This window comes from Pseudomonas sp. GD03862 (genome assembly GCF_029840855.1).
GTDB classification, from domain to species: domain Bacteria; phylum Pseudomonadota; class Gammaproteobacteria; order Pseudomonadales; family Pseudomonadaceae; genus Aquipseudomonas; species Aquipseudomonas alloputida.
The window spans coordinates 1-13,922 of the sequence record NZ_JAOCDI010000050.1 but is presented as its reverse complement, the minus strand read 5'-3'; the positions used below and the strand labels follow the sequence as shown (position 1 = coordinate 13,922).

Annotated in this window: 15 protein-coding genes; 11 read left to right on the top strand and 4 right to left on the bottom strand. The window is 59.9% G+C overall.

Annotated elements, in window-relative coordinates; genetic code table 11:
• Positions 1-167: 167 nt before the first annotated feature.
• The 4 genes from N5D53_RS23920 (at position 168) to N5D53_RS23905 (ending at position 2,282) form a co-directional block, all read left to right on the top strand.
• Entirely contained in the window at positions 168-446 is a 279-nt protein-coding gene (locus N5D53_RS23920; protein ID WP_019436943.1) for an AbrB/MazE/SpoVT family DNA-binding domain-containing protein, read from the top strand.
• Complete coding sequence (locus tag N5D53_RS23915) at positions 443-790, top strand: type II toxin-antitoxin system ChpB family toxin (protein WP_121161034.1); 348 nt, start codon at positions 443-445, stop codon at positions 788-790. Before N5D53_RS23920 ends, N5D53_RS23915 begins: the two co-directional genes overlap by 4 nt.
• A gap of 18 nt (positions 791-808) precedes the next feature.
• Complete coding sequence (locus N5D53_RS23910) at positions 809-1,453, top strand: MBL fold metallo-hydrolase (RefSeq protein WP_104960786.1); 645 nt, start codon at positions 809-811, stop codon at positions 1,451-1,453.
• 109 nt (positions 1,454-1,562) lie between these two features.
• A complete protein-coding gene (locus N5D53_RS23905) occupies positions 1,563-2,282 on the top strand; it encodes an OmpA family protein (RefSeq protein ID WP_003247328.1) in 720 nt (239 codons plus the stop codon).
• Positions 2,283-2,361: 79 nt separating this feature from the next.
• Here the strand turns inward: N5D53_RS23905 and pta are convergent, their stop codons facing one another.
• A complete protein-coding gene (pta, locus tag N5D53_RS23900; RefSeq protein ID WP_010952014.1) occupies positions 2,362-4,449 on the bottom strand; it encodes a phosphate acetyltransferase in 2,088 nt (695 codons plus the stop codon).
• Positions 4,450-4,480: 31 nt separating this feature from the next.
• Positions 4,481-4,783 carry a DUF3565 domain-containing protein gene (locus N5D53_RS23895; RefSeq protein WP_014755346.1) on the bottom strand — a complete coding sequence of 101 codons (303 nt, stop codon included), beginning with the start codon at positions 4,781-4,783 and terminating at the stop codon, positions 4,481-4,483.
• Here N5D53_RS23895 and N5D53_RS23890 point away from each other — a divergent pair.
• Positions 4,782-5,267, top strand: a complete 486-nt coding sequence (locus tag N5D53_RS23890) for a peptidylprolyl isomerase (protein ID WP_003247325.1) — start codon at positions 4,782-4,784, stop codon at positions 5,265-5,267. The two genes, N5D53_RS23895 and N5D53_RS23890, sit on opposite strands and share 2 nt — an antisense overlap.
• A 145-nt stretch (positions 5,268-5,412) precedes the next feature.
• Complete coding sequence (locus N5D53_RS23885; protein WP_004575870.1) at positions 5,413-5,895, top strand: glutathione peroxidase; 483 nt, start codon at positions 5,413-5,415, stop codon at positions 5,893-5,895.
• Between the two features lie 63 nt (positions 5,896-5,958).
• Here the strand turns inward: N5D53_RS23885 and N5D53_RS23880 are convergent, their stop codons facing one another.
• On the bottom strand, positions 5,959-7,149 hold the full coding sequence (locus N5D53_RS23880; RefSeq protein WP_104960787.1) for a glycosyltransferase family 1 protein: 1,191 nt from the start codon (positions 7,147-7,149) through the stop codon (positions 5,959-5,961).
• A gap of 178 nt (positions 7,150-7,327) precedes the next feature.
• Here N5D53_RS23880 and N5D53_RS23875 point away from each other — a divergent pair, with 178 nt between their 5' ends.
• From N5D53_RS23875 to N5D53_RS23860, 4 genes are all read left to right on the top strand, one after another.
• Positions 7,328-8,644: a PAS domain-containing methyl-accepting chemotaxis protein gene (locus N5D53_RS23875; protein ID WP_104886686.1), complete on the top strand. Its 1,317-nt coding sequence runs from the start codon at positions 7,328-7,330 to the stop codon at positions 8,642-8,644.
• 225 nt (positions 8,645-8,869) lie between these two features.
• On the top strand, positions 8,870-10,207 hold the full coding sequence (locus N5D53_RS23870) for a DUF6861 domain-containing protein (protein ID WP_104960788.1): 1,338 nt from the start codon (positions 8,870-8,872) through the stop codon (positions 10,205-10,207).
• A 15-nt stretch (positions 10,208-10,222) separates the two neighbouring features.
• Complete coding sequence (locus N5D53_RS23865; protein WP_104960789.1) at positions 10,223-10,846, top strand: GAD-like domain-containing protein; 624 nt, start codon at positions 10,223-10,225, stop codon at positions 10,844-10,846.
• A gap of 342 nt (positions 10,847-11,188) precedes the next feature.
• Positions 11,189-11,806: a GAD-like domain-containing protein gene (locus tag N5D53_RS23860; protein ID WP_104960790.1), complete on the top strand. Its 618-nt coding sequence runs from the start codon at positions 11,189-11,191 to the stop codon at positions 11,804-11,806.
• Positions 11,807-11,850: 44 nt separating this feature from the next.
• Here N5D53_RS23860 and cysZ read toward each other — a convergent pair whose 3' ends face one another.
• The gene (gene cysZ / locus N5D53_RS23855; protein ID WP_021781720.1) at positions 11,851-12,579 is read right to left on the bottom strand and encodes a sulfate transporter CysZ; all 729 of its coding nucleotides are present in this window, start codon (positions 12,577-12,579) and stop codon (positions 11,851-11,853) included.
• Between the two features lie 330 nt (positions 12,580-12,909).
• On the opposite strand from cysZ, the gene trxB reads away from it, so the two are divergent.
• On the top strand, positions 12,910-13,872 hold the full coding sequence (gene trxB, locus N5D53_RS23850) for a thioredoxin-disulfide reductase (protein ID WP_003247318.1): 963 nt from the start codon (positions 12,910-12,912) through the stop codon (positions 13,870-13,872).
• Positions 13,873-13,922 lie beyond the last annotated feature (50 nt).

Here is a 13,922-nt window from a genome sequence, read left to right as displayed (position 1 = left end):
TCCGGCTGAATCTACGTTTGAATTTTTTGCAGTTGGAGAGTGGCTTCCCAAGGTGATGTAGGGCATTTCCTTCTTGAGGTTGCAGGGCTTTTGTCCGGTCAGGGCAGATGACAGTGTAGATACGACGTTTCTACATTTCGCTTGCAATCATTGGGAGGGTTTCTACTATGTATCTACCTTGGGAGATACTCATGCAGATCAAGATTCAACAGTGGGGCAACAGCGCCGCGATCCGCTTGCCCGCCGCAGTACTCAAGCAGATGCGCCTCGGTGTCGGCTCCACCCTGAGCCTTGACACAACGGGTGAGACGATGGTGCTCAAACCCGTCAGGTCGAAACCCAAGTACACCCTTGAGGAACTGATGGCCCAGTGTGACCTGAGTGCACCGGAGCCAGAGGACATGGCCGACTGGAATGCCATGCGTCCAGTGGGACGTGAAGTGTGAAAGGGTTGAAGTTCGCCAGGGGTGATATTGTTCGCGTCAACCTGGACCCAACAGTCGGGCGGGAACAGCAGGGCTCCGGCCGACCTGCACTGGTACTTACTCCGGCTGCGTTCAATGCTTCAGGCCTGGCTGTAATCATCCCGATCACTCAAGGTGGGGATTTCGCGAGGCATGCGGGTTTCGCTGTCACGCTCAGCGGTACGGGCACGCAGACTCAGGGGGTGGTGCTTTGCAATCAGGTGCGCACAGTCGACCTTGAAGCACGATTTGCCAAGCGCATAGAGTCGGTGCCTGAAGTTGTCATCCTGGATGCACTGGCGCGTGTGCAAACCCTATTCGATTAACCGGTTCCCGTATTCACAATGTATATCCCATCGTCAGCTCTCATCCGCGAAACCTTCCCCGTCGGCCCCTTGCAGTGCAACTGCACGCTGATCGGCGACCCCCTGACCAAGAAAGCCATTGTCGTGGACCCGGGTGGTGATGTGGACAAGATCCTTGCTCGCCTGCAGGTCCACGGCCTGACGCTGGTGAGCATCATCCACACCCATGCGCACTTCGACCACTTCCTCGCCTCAGGCAAGCTCAAGGAGCTGACGGGTGCCACGCTGCACCTGCACAAGGACGACCAGATGCTGTGGGACAACCTTGAGATGCAGTGCCAGATGTTCGGCGTACCCTACACGCCGGTACCGGCACCGGACCGCTGGCTGGGCGATGACGAAGAACTGGCCTGCGGCTGCGGTGTGGCGTTGCATACGCCAGGCCATACCCCGGGCTCGATGAGCTTCTGGTTCGCCGACGCCAAGTTGTTGATTGCCGGTGACACACTGTTCCGCCGGGGTATTGGCCGCACCGATTTATGGGGTGGCGACCAGCGGGCAATCGTGCGTTCCATCAAGGAGCGGCTGTACCGGTTGGACGAAGAGGCCGTCGTGGTGACCGGCCACGGGCCCGACACCCGTCTGGGCGACGAGATGCGTGAAAACCCATTCGTGCGTGCCTGATGGCACATGAAGGCACTTTCATGGAATTTTTCGTTGCCGATGCGTTCCAAGGCTGGCATAGAACCCCTTGGGATCTGCCGCATTTATGAATTTCAGTAGGAGCTTGTCCATGTTCACCATGCGTCGTCTGATTATCGTCGCAACCGCCGCTGCACTGATGACCGGCTGCGCCGGCCAGAACCCTTACGACAACCAGGGTCAGGCGCAGGGCTCCACAGGGATGAGCAAGACTGCCAAGTACGGCGGTCTGGGCGCGCTGGCCGGTGCCATCGCGGGTGCCGCCATCGACCACAACAACCGTGGCAAGGGGGCCCTGATCGGTGCCGCAGCAGTGGGTGCTGCCGCTGCAGGTTACGGCTACTACGCCGACAAGCAGGAAGCCGAGCTGCGCGCACAGATGGCCAACACGGGTGTGGAAGTGCAGCGTCAGGGTGACCAGATCAAGCTGATCATGCCGGGCAACATCACCTTCGCCACCGACTCGGCCAACATCGCCCCAAGCTTCTACTCGCCACTGAACAACCTGGCTGGCTCGTTCAAGCAGTTCAACCAGAACACCATCGAAGTGGTCGGCTTCACCGACAGCACGGGCAGCCGCCAGCACAACATGGACCTGTCCCAGCGCCGTGCGCAGGCGGTCAGCACCTACCTGACTTCGCAGGGTGTGGATGCCTCGCGTATCTCTGTACGTGGCATGGGCCCGGACCAGCCGATCGCCAGCAACGCTGACGCCAATGGTCGTGCGCAGAACCGCCGTGTGGAAGTGAACCTGAAGCCGATTCCGGGTCAGCAGTATGAGCAGCAAGGTCAGGTTCAGCAGTATCCCTGATTGACCTTCCGGGCCGCTTTGCGGCTCTGTGGGGGCGGGCAGACCCGCTCCCACAAGGCTTGCAAAGAAGCCTCTGCTTTTAGCGCGCCACGCTGGCCTGAATCGCCGTCAGGGCAATGGTATGCACGATATCGTCAACCTGCGCCCCTCGCGGCAAGTCATTCACCGGCTTGCGCAAACCCTGCAGCATCGGCCCCAGGCTGACCCCGTCGGCACTGCGCTGTACCGCCTTGTGCGTGGTATTGCCGGTATTCAGGTCGGGGAACACGAACACCGTGGCGCGCCCGGCCACCGGGCTAGCCGGCGCCAGCTCTCGGGCGATCGCCGGGTTGGCCGCTGCGTCATACTGCAACGGCCCATCGATCAGTAGCTCCTGCGCCGCGTCCTGTGCCAGGCGTGTCGCTTCGCGCACTTTCTCCACTTCTTCATCGCTGGCCGAATCGCTTGAATAACTGATCATCGCCACCCGTGGCGCGATGCCGAAGGCCTGCGCCGAGGCGGCACTCTGTTGGGCAATCTCCGCCAGCTCGGCAGCGCTTGGGTGCGGGTTCATCACGCAGTCGCCGTACACCAGCACCTGCTCGGGGAACAGCATGAAGAACACCGACGAGACCAGGCTCGAGCCGGGTGCGGTCTTGATCAGCTGCAGGGCCGGGCGGATGGTGTTGGCCGTGGAGTGCACCAGGCCCGAGACTAGGCCGTCCACTTCGTCCAGGGCCAGCATCATGGTGCCGATCACCACGGGGTCTTCCAGTTGCTGCTCGGCCATCGGTGCGTTGAGGTTCTTGCTTTTGCGCAGCTCGACCATGGGTTCCACGTAGCGCCCGCGAATCAGTTCGGGGTCGAGAATCTCCAGCCCCGGCGGCAACGTGATGCCCTGGGCGCGGGCCACGGCGTCGACGTCTTCGGGTTTGGCCAGCAGCACGCAGCGGGCGATGCCGCGGGCCTGGCAGATGGCTGCAGCCTGCACCAGCAGTGGCTCGGCGCCTTCTGGCAGGACGATGCGCTTGTTGGCCTGCTGCGCACGCTGAATCAGCTGGTAGCGGAACACTGCCGGCGACAGGCGCAGTTCGCGTGGCGTGCCGCAGCGTTGGTGCAGCCAGGCCGCGTCGAGGTGGCTGGCGACGAAGTCGGTGATGAACTCGGCACGCTCGCGGTCGTCCACCGGGATTTCGCGGTTCAGCGAGTTGAGCTGGTTGGCGGTGTCGTACGAGCCGGTGCTGACCGAAAGGATCGGCAGGCCGGCCTGCAGGGCACCGCGGCACAGGCCAAGGATACGCACGTCAGGCTTGCTGTCGCTGGTCAGCAGCAAGCCGGCCAGGGGGACGCCATTGATCGCTGCCAGGCTGACAGCGAGGATGATGTCGTCGCGGTCGCCCGGGGTTACCACCAGGGTGCCCGAGGTCAGTAGCGGGACCGTGTTGGCCACCGTGCGTGCACAGATGATGATCTTGCTCATGCGCCGCTGCTCGTAATCGCCCGCATTGAGCACCTGGGCGCCGAGCAGCTCGGCCACATCGCGGGTCCGCGGGGCGTTCAGCTCGGGCTGGTAGGGGATGCAGCCAAGCAGGCGGAAGTCATTACCGCGCAGCAATGGCGAGTGCTCGCGCAGGCGGGTGGCGAAGTCCGCCATGCTCTCGTCGGTACGCACCTTGTTAAGGATCACCCCGAGCACTTTCGGGTCGCGTGGGCCGCCAAACAGTTGGGCCTGCAGTTCGACCCGCCCAGACAGCTCGCTGAGCACTTCGTTTTCCGGGGCCGATACAAGGATTACCTCGGCATCCAGGCTCTTGGCCAGGTGCAGGTTGACCCGCGCCGCGTAGCTGGCGTGGCGCGTGGGCACCATTCCCTCGACCACAACCACGTCATTGCCGACGCAGGCTTGCTGGTAGAGGCGGATGATTTCTTCAAGCAGCTCGTCCAGCTGGCCATCGCCGAGCATGCGCTCGACGTGGGCCAGGCTCAGTGGGACCGGTGGCTTGATGCCGTGGGTGCGGGCGACCAGTTCGGTGGAGCGCTCGGGGCCGGTGTCACCCGGGTGGGGCTGGGCGATAGGCTTGAAGAAGCCGACCTTCAGGCCGGCACGCTCCAAGGTGCGCACCAGGCCCAGGCTGATCGAAGTCAGGCCGACACCAAAGTCGGTCGGCGCAATGAAAAATGTCTGCATGCGTGCTTCTCGAAATAAGCGGTGCAAGAAATTAACGGTCAAGGGTAGCGCTATCGGCCCCTTGTGCGCACCAGCCGCAAGCGAAAGGCTGGCCGATGTGCTGCGCACGTTGTGCCGGGTCAAGCACCCAGGGGCGTGCCTGCCACGGCGGCTGGTGGCGCAGGTGCTGGGTATGGCCGCACGAAAGTTCCACCACCCAGTGGCCTTCTTCGTCCTGATGAAAGCCGTTGATCCGACTGATGGGCCGTTGCTCGTCTGCACCACGTTCGCAATCGGACGATGGCAAGGTTACACTTGTCCGCTCTACATTCTTTTGCAAAAGGTCTTGCCCCATGCTGATCGCCGCCAACAAGGCTGTCTCCATCGACTATACCCTGACCAACGACGCCGGGGAGACCATCGACAGCTCCGCCGGTGGCGCGCCGCTGGTTTACCTGCACGGTGCCGGCAACATCATCCCGGGCCTGGAAAAAGCCCTGGAAGGCAAGCAGGCTGGTGACGAACTGAACGTTTCCATTGAACCTGAAGAGGCCTACGGCGAGTACCTGGCCGAACTGGTCAGCACCCTGAACCGTAGCCTGTTCGAAGGTGTCGACGAGCTGGAAGTGGGCATGCAGTTCCACGCTTCGGCGCCGGACGGCCAGATGCAGATCGTCACCATCCGCGACATCGACGGCGACGACGTCACCGTTGATGGCAACCACCCACTGGCCGGTCAGCGCCTGACCTTCCAGGTCAAGGTTGTGAACGTGCGTGACGCCAGCGACGAAGAAATCGCTCACCGTCACATCCACGGTGAAGGTGGCCATCACCACTGATTTTCTGCGCTAAGCTCAGAAAGTCGCCAGGCGCTCGGGCAAGCCGATTTGCCTTCCTACGGGAGGTGAACGGTTTGGACGAGCGCCTTTTTAGTGGGCGAAATTCGCCTGCACGGCAACCGGGAACCTGAGAGGGGATTTCATCATGAGTGCATTTCACGACCTGAAACTGGAAGCGCTGAACGGCGGAGAGCTGCCCCTCGCACCCTTCAAGGGCCAAGTGGTGCTGGTGGTCAACGTTGCCTCCAAATGTGGCCTGACGCCGCAATACAAGGCCCTGGAAAACCTCTACCAGATCTACAAGGACAAGGGCTTCAATGTGCTTGGCCTGCCGTGCAACCAGTTTGCCGGGCAGGAACCGGGTAGCGAAAAGGAAATCCAGGACTTCTGCAGCCTCAACTACGGGGTCAGTTTCCCGCTGGGGAGCAAGCTGGAGGTCAACGGGCCGCAGCGCCATTCGTTGTACCGCCTGCTGGCAGGGGAGGGGGCCGAGTTCCCCGGTGACATTACCTGGAATTTCGAGAAGTTTCTGGTGGGCAAGGATGGCCGGGTGCTGGCGCGTTTCTCGCCGCGCACGGCGCCGGATGACCCAGCGGTGGTGCAGGCCATCGAGAAAGCCCTGGCCTGAAGAGTGCCTGACGTGATGTTTTGGCACCTGTGAGATCGAGTGCCGCGCGGGCGGCGCTGGATCTCACAGGCGCTGCAAACATTGCGCAGAACGCCCAGCCGTAGCACCAGGTTGCCGGCATGCGCTGTTCAGATACCCCTCGAACTGTTCGACAATCGCCGGCCAGCCCTGGCGGCTGGCATGCTGTCGCGCATTCAGGCGCACCCTGCGCAAGGTCTCCACTTCTTCCAGCAACCAGCACGCTGCATCGACAAACGCCGCCTGGTCCCCCGGCATCGCCAGCGCGCCACTGTGGCCATGGCGAATATGCTGCGCGGCGGCCGCCTCGTCATAAGCAACTACCGCCAACCCTGAGGCCATGGCTTCGAGCACCACATTGCCGAAGGTCTCGGTCAGGCTCGGGAACAGGAACAGGTCGCCGCTGGCATAGTGCTCGGCCAGTCGTTCACCGCGCTGGGCGCCGCAAAACACGGCGTCCGGTATCTCTTGTTCGAGCTTGGTGCGCTGAGGCCCGTCGCCGACCATGATCAGGCGCAGGCGCTTTTGTGGATACGTCTTGCGTAACGCCTCGAAGCAAGGCCGTAGCAAGCCAAGGTTCTTTTCCGCCGCCAGCCGCCCGACATGCAGTACGGCGATGTCCTCCGGGCCTAGCCCCCAGCTTTCGCGCAGGGCCTGGCTGCGCCGGGCCGGATTGAACAGGCAGGCATCGACCCCTCGGGCCAGCAGCTCCAGGCGTTCGAAACCGCGACGCTCCAGCTCCAGGCGCTGGCTGGCACTTGGCACCAAGGTGATTGCCGTGCGCCGATGGAACCAGCGCAAGTAGTGAGTGAGCAGGCGCGCCAGCAGGCCCAGGCCGTACTGGCCGGAATACTGCGGGAAGTTGGTGTGGAAGCCACTGACCACCGCCACCCCCAGGCGTCGGGCCGCGCGCAGGGCGCTGAGCCCCAGCGGCCCCTCGGTGGCGATGTACAGTACATCCGGGCGCTGCCGGCGCCAGTGGCGCAACAGCTTGTGCATCGACACCTCGCCCCACTGCAAACCCGGGTAGCCAGGCAGCGCCCAGCCACGGCACAGCATTAGCTGCGGATCGTTGTGCACGTGCCCTTCGCCGGCCTGGCGCGGGCGCACCACCTCGACCTCATGGCCGCGTTGGCGCAACCCATCACTGAGGCGGCCAAGGGTGTTGGCCACGCCATTGATCTCGGGTGGGAAGGTTTCGCTGACCAGGGTAATGCGTAGGGCGGGTGTATTCATGACAAAAAGTTTCCGCCTGCCGGGTTGCGCTAATGTGACCGCCTTGTGACGTAAAGATGACGCCTGACTGCCGGCACTTTTGCCTTCATGAATATTTCCTCGCACAGCACTCAAGAAGGTGTAGCCGGCAGCCGATGAAGATGCATTCGACTACGTGATGCGCTCCAGGAGAGCGGTGATGTTCAACAACAAGCTCAAGCAAGAAATCCGGCAACTGCGCGAAGACCTGATGTCCATCGAACAGGTCAAGAGTAGTCTCGACAGCGAGATGCTGGTGCTGCAGCTCGACCCTCAGGGACGGATCGAGATGGTCAACGGCAACTTCGAGAGCGAGATGCTCTACCGTGCCGAACAACTGCTTGGACGCAATATCGAGGACATCGTCCCCGCCCACGTAAAGTCGCTGGACTTCTACCAGCGCATGAAAAGTGCGATCAGCCGTGGCGAACACCTGAACGGTGCGTTCCGTCTTCTGCGGGGCAATGGTCAGGAAGCCTGGCTGCGCTCGATCCTGCAGCCGGTGAAGAACAGCGAGGGGCGCATCAAGTACTTCACCCTGCATTCCAGCGACCTCACGCGAACCATCGAGACCTCACGCGAGCACGAAAGCCTGATCAAGGCCCTGATGCGCTCTACTGCGGTGATCGAGTTCGACCTCGACGGCATCATTCTCACTGCCAACGATCGTTTCCTGGCCACCGTCGGCTATCGCCTGGAGCAGATTCGCGGTAAGCACCACCGCATGTTCTGCGAACCGCAGGAGGTCAACTCGGCTGGCTACCAAGCGTTCTGGGACAGGCTGCGGCGTGGCGAATATGTTGCCGAGCGCTTCAAGCGCATCGATGCCCATGGCCGGGTGATCTGGCTGGAGGCCTCGTACAACCCGATCTTCGATGCCCACGATGTGCTGTACAAGGTGGTCAAGTTCGCCACCGTGATCACCGACCAGGTCAACCAGGAGCTGGCAGTGGCCGAGGCGGCAGATGTCGCCTACAACACCTCGCTGGGTACCGATGTCAGTGCTCGCAAGGCCACCGAAGTGGTCACCCAGACGGTCACCGTGATGCGTGGACTGGAGGCTTCGATGCAAGAGGCCGCCGACGGCATCCAGGCGCTGGATACCCAGTCGCGGGTGATCGGTTCGATCATCAAGACCATCAGCGACATTGCTGGGCAGACCAACCTGCTGGCCCTTAACGCGGCCATCGAAGCCGCCCGTGCCGGTGAGCAAGGGCGGGGCTTTGCCGTCGTTGCCGACGAAGTGCGCCAACTGGCCTCTCGCACCAGCACCGCCACCGAAGAAATCGCCCGGGTGGTACAGCAGAACGAACAACTGGCGCAGGCGGCGGTGGCGATCATCGACACCAGCAAGCGCCAGGCCGAACAGGGGCTGGCGCTGGCGGATGAGACGGGCAGCGTGATTGTCGAGATCCAGGACGGGGCTAAGCGGGTAGTGGACGTAGTGGGGCAGTTTTCCAGCCGGTTGAGTCTTTGATATGGCTTGGGGTTTGTAATGGCCATGGGATCGAGCTTCGCCTGCGCGGCGCTCGATCTCAAGAACGATAAAAATTTCCAGCCTTACCCACGGTAACAACTGAGCAGCTGAACTTCGCCGAGCATGCCGGAAACGAAGTCGCATTTTCCTACAACTGACTCAGAAACCTCCGATCCGAATCCATGATGGGATTTCCCCCTGCACACGTTGTCAGGGAGACACCTCATGTACCTGGATTACCTCGTGCCCTCCTGGCACGAGATCGAGTCACGTGTCATCGCCATGGTGGGCTACCAAAGCGGTGGCCAGTTCCGCACCAGCCTCAATGAAGAAGTCGCCTCGCTGGGCCTCAACCTGCGCCGGATTGAAGCAGTCCGCACAGCCTTCTACCACGCCGAATGGCAGGCGGCGCACATGCTACGCCAGCGCTTCGCCGACCTCGGCATCAACAGCATCGTCGACGAACTGCTGAGGGTCGTGCAGCAGATGGCGATGATCGTCATCGGCAGCACCGTTACCGGCGGCCTGCTTGGCGCGGGGGTAGGCGCATTCGCCGGCGGCGCCGGAACCATACCGTTCGCTGGCGCAGGCGCGGTCATGGGCCTCAAGGTCAGCGGCTGGATCCTTGGCGCGCTGGGGCTGGCTTCCATTGCCGAGTTCTTCATCGAGGGCTTGCCGCGGATCGGTGAGTACTACGTCGATGGCATCCGCTTCGCCTGGGAAGGCACCTGCGGCAATGAAGGCACCGGCCCGTTCTGCCGGGACGACCCCTATGCGATATCTCGGGCCACGCATCAGATTGCCCAAGGCCATGTGGAAGTCGTGGTGCTGTTGTTGGGGGCAATCGTGTCGTACCTCACCCGCGGGCGCGGCGATGCCCGAGTGCTGGCCCAGGAGATGGCGGCCAGCCGCAATGGCGCGCGGCTGGGGCAATGGATGCTCAAGCATGAAGAGGGGTTGAAGAAACGGCCGGATCTGCAGGTGCCGGAGCGGCGCAAGGGGGCGATGGGTGATCCGCAGCCCGTTAGCCCGAATCAGCCCAGGAAAGCGCCAACGAAGCCCCATCCGGGCACGATGGCATTGCATAACGTTGAATGTTTCAAAGCTGATAAAGTACCGGAATACAAAATAGGCGAATTCAAACGACAGTTGAATGGCCAGGAAGACGGGCTCAACTGGATGACCGTTGAAGAATTTTTGGAAAAAGTTGAAAACCCAAATCAGCGCAATAAAGGGCTCGCCCAGAGAGCGAGAAAAAAGGAGCAAGAATTTATCAAGGAAAAAATTGAAAAAGAGCTCAGGAAAACCATGGGCCCATTTGAAGCGCAACGGGTTGCAATAGAAAAAGCCAGAAACCGGATGTCAATTACAGCAGCACTGCACAATCCGGATCTCGTCGCCGGAGGTAGAGACGTCATATCGGACTTTGGGGACCGCCAGGTAAACTCAGTGATAGGCGCCCAATGGAAAACCAGGATACCCAACTTAAAGAAAGCGGCCGAAAGGGTATCCCTAGAGTCCAGAGGCTCAATCCGCATGAATGTCAAATTACATAAGTGCTAAGGTGAGAAGGTTGAAATGGATAAAGTATTTGCCAATTTGATTGAGAATTTCGGTCCGCCGATTGACCGCCGGGAAGTACCTGGCTCCACAATCGAAAGATACAGAGACAAGCTTCCTCCCAAGCTTTTGGAATATTGGTCCGAGCATGGGTGGGGGGGCTACGGTGAGGGCATATTCTGGCTAGTCAATCCGCAAGAATATGATGCCGTAGTTTCCTGCTGGATTGCAGGCACGGCACTTGCTTCGCACGACAGCTATCATTTGGTTGCAAGAAGTGCCTTCGGAGACTTGTACCTTTGGGGAGAAAAAACTGGATTTTCATTGGAAATAACAAGCGTTGGGTCTCAGTACATATTTTATCGAACTGAATTCACAAAGGAACAACTAAATACTGAGCTTCAAGGCTTTATTTTGTCAAGAGAAGTGGAGTCAATGGATTTCAATGGTCTCTTCAATCCCGCCAAGGAAAAACTGGGTAGACTTAAACATGACGAGATGTACGGCTTTTTCCCCGCGCTCATGCTGGGCGGGGCTGACTCCCTGCAACATCTTAAAAAAGTCAGCGCTGTTGAACACTTGATCTTTCTGGCGCAATTGACAGATCTTCAACCTTACTCCTTTTCCGAGCAGCCAGATTAATGCCGCAGTCAACCAGCACCGCCACCGAGGAAATCGCCCGGGTGATGGATGTAGTGGAACAGTTTTCCAGTCGGTTGAGTCTTTGATAATTTGTAATGGCCATGGGGTCGAGTTTCGCCTGCGCGGCGCTCGATCTAAAGAACGATAAAAATCTCCAGCCTTACCCACGGTAACAACTGAACAGCTGAACTTCTAAGTTGCAGGAGAGAATTCAGAGAGATCTTGTGATAACTATGAATGCCATTGAAGCTAGAAAGCTCTCGGTGAAGCAGGCAAAGGAAACCCTGTCATCTCTAGCAGCTTTGCACAATCCATGAATGCTAGTCGCTTGAGGTTTTCGCCGTGGATGAGGTTTTTTCCCTGTTTGTAGAGCAAGTTGGTGAGCCGTTTTTTCGACAGGAGGTTCCTCCCTCAAGTCTGGATCGATACAGAAAGATCTTGCCGAACAAATTGTTAGCGTATTGGAGTGAGCACGGTTGGTGCGGGTATGGTGACGGGATATTTTGGACTGTCAATCCCCAGGAATATGAAGGGGTAACTGCCTCGCTTATCGAAGGCACAATATTGGAGAAGCGGGATAGATACCACCTGATCGCTCGCGGCGCATTTGGTGACCTGTATCTCTTTGGAGAGCAAACGGGTTTCTCAGTAAAGATTTTGGCTCATATTTCACGATACAGGGGCAGTGAATATGAGTTGACGGCGGCGGATATGGACAGGGAAGTGCAAGGTTTCTTCCTTGGCAAAGAGAAGGCGTCTGTTGACTTTGATGGTATGTTCGAGCCCGCAAAGAAGAAATTGGGCATGCTAAAGCATGATGAAATGTATGGGTTCGTTCCAGCCTTGGCATTCGGCGGGTCAAGCGACCTTGCTAACCTCGAGAAGGTTAAGGCAGTGGAACATCTAATACTGCTTTCTCAGATTGCCACCCTCGAACCCTACAGTTTCTCCGACTTCTAAAAAGCAATCCGCAAAAAGGGGCTGCCCTGCAGCCCCTCGCTCCTTCAGCTCCGCTCCCGCACCCAGAACAACGTAGCCCCGGCCACCGCCGCCGGCATCATCAGCACGTTCACGCCTGGAATCATCAGCGCCAGGTAGGTGATGCCGCCAAAGCCCAGGCTCTGCCAGCGCTTCTGGCGCAGCCAGGCGAGCATGTCCTGCCAGGTCATCTTGTTGTTGTCCGCCGGGTAGTCGATGTACTGGATGGCCATCATCCACACGCCGAAGATCAGCCACAGCGGCGCAGCCACCACGTTGACCACCGGGATCAGCGACAGGACGAACAGGCCGATGGCGCGTGGCAGGAAGTAGCCCAGCTTGCGCATTTCGCGGCTGAAGGTACGCGGTACCATGGCTGCCAGCTCGCCCCAGCTGAAGGCTGGGAAGGTGTCTTCGCCACGCACTACCACCTCGACCTTTTCCGCCAGAAAACCGTTGAACGGCGCGGCAATGATATTGGCCACCAAGGTGAAGGTGAAGAACACCATCAGCACCAGCAAGGCAACGAACAGCGGCCAGAGGATGTAGCTGAGGAAGCTCAGCCAGTCAGGCAGCGTGGGCATCAGAGCATCGAGCCACATGCCGAACTGGTGGCCGGCGAAGTAGATCAGGCCACCGAACAGCAACAGGTTGACCGCCAGTGGCAGCAGCACGAACAACCGTAGGTTGGGGCTCAGCACCAGTTTCAGGCCTTCGCGCAAGTATTGGGGGCCAGAGAGGACAGGGGCTTGCATCTAGATACTCCGCAGAGAAGGAAAACGCGCTGACCTTACCGAGTTTGCCGCGCCGACGAAAGGCACGCAGTGGACGGGAAACGGGATGTAACAAAAGCGTTCGGCGCGTGTTTATCGATGAAATCGCAGCATAGGCGATGCCTATGAGGTGGATTGTCTAAGGATATTTCCTTAATCTTTGCGACCTCGCTACAGTGCGCTCAACTTTTCGCTTTGCGGGCCTGCGCGTTTTAGCCTTCCCCAAGTGCTGCGTGGGTCCTTTTTAATTTCTTGGCTGGCGCAGCCGGTACACCGATGCCGGCCCTGCGGCCCGCTCGACAGGAGTTCGACATGTCTGAAGTACGTCATTCGCGCGTCATCATTCTCGGTTCCGGCCCTGCCGGTTACAGCGCTGCGGTGTATGCCGCCCGTGCCAACCTCAAGCCGCTGCTGATCACCGGCATGCAGGCTGGTGGCCAGCTGACCACCACCACCGAAGTCGACAACTGGCCGGGCGACCCCCACGGCCTGACCGGCCCGGCTCTGATGCAGCGTATGCAAGAGCACGCCGAGCGTTTTGAAACCGAAATCGTCTTCGACCACATCAACGCTGTCGACCTGGCCAACAAGCCATTCACCCTGCAGGGTGACAGCGGCAAGTACACCTGTGATGCGCTGATCATCGCCACTGGCGCCAGCGCTCGCTACCTGGGCCTGCCGTCGGAAGAAACCTTCATGGGCAAGGGTGTTTCGGCCTGTGCCACCTGTGACGGTTTCTTCTACCGCAACAAGCCGGTCGCCGTGGTCGGTGGTGGTAACACTGCCGTGGAAGAGGCACTGTACCTGGCCAACATCGCCAGCAAAGTGACCCTGGTACACCGTCGCGAAACCTTCCGCGCCGAGAAGATCCTGGTCGACAAGCTGAACGCCCGTGTGGCCGAAGGCAAGATCGAGCTCAAGCTCAACGCCACCCTGGACGAAGTGCTGGGTGACAACATGGGCGTAACCGGTGCACGCCTGAAGAACAACGACGGCAGCAGCGACGAAATCAAGGTCGACGGCGTGTTCATCGCCATTGGCCACACCCCGAACACTTCGCTGTTCGAAGGCCAGCTGACCCTGAAAGACGGCTACCTGGTAGTCAATGGCGGCCGCGAAGGCAACGCCACCGCTACCAACGTCGAGGGTGTGTTTGCCGCTGGCGACGTGGCTGACCACGTTTACCGCCAGGCCATCACTTCGGCCGGTGCGGGTTGCATGGCAGCGCTGGATGTCGAGCGCTACCTGGACGGTTTGGCCAACGCCTCGTTCTGATCTGAGAAAAAGGGGGGCAAAGCGCCCCCAATAAAAAACCGGCCAAGCGC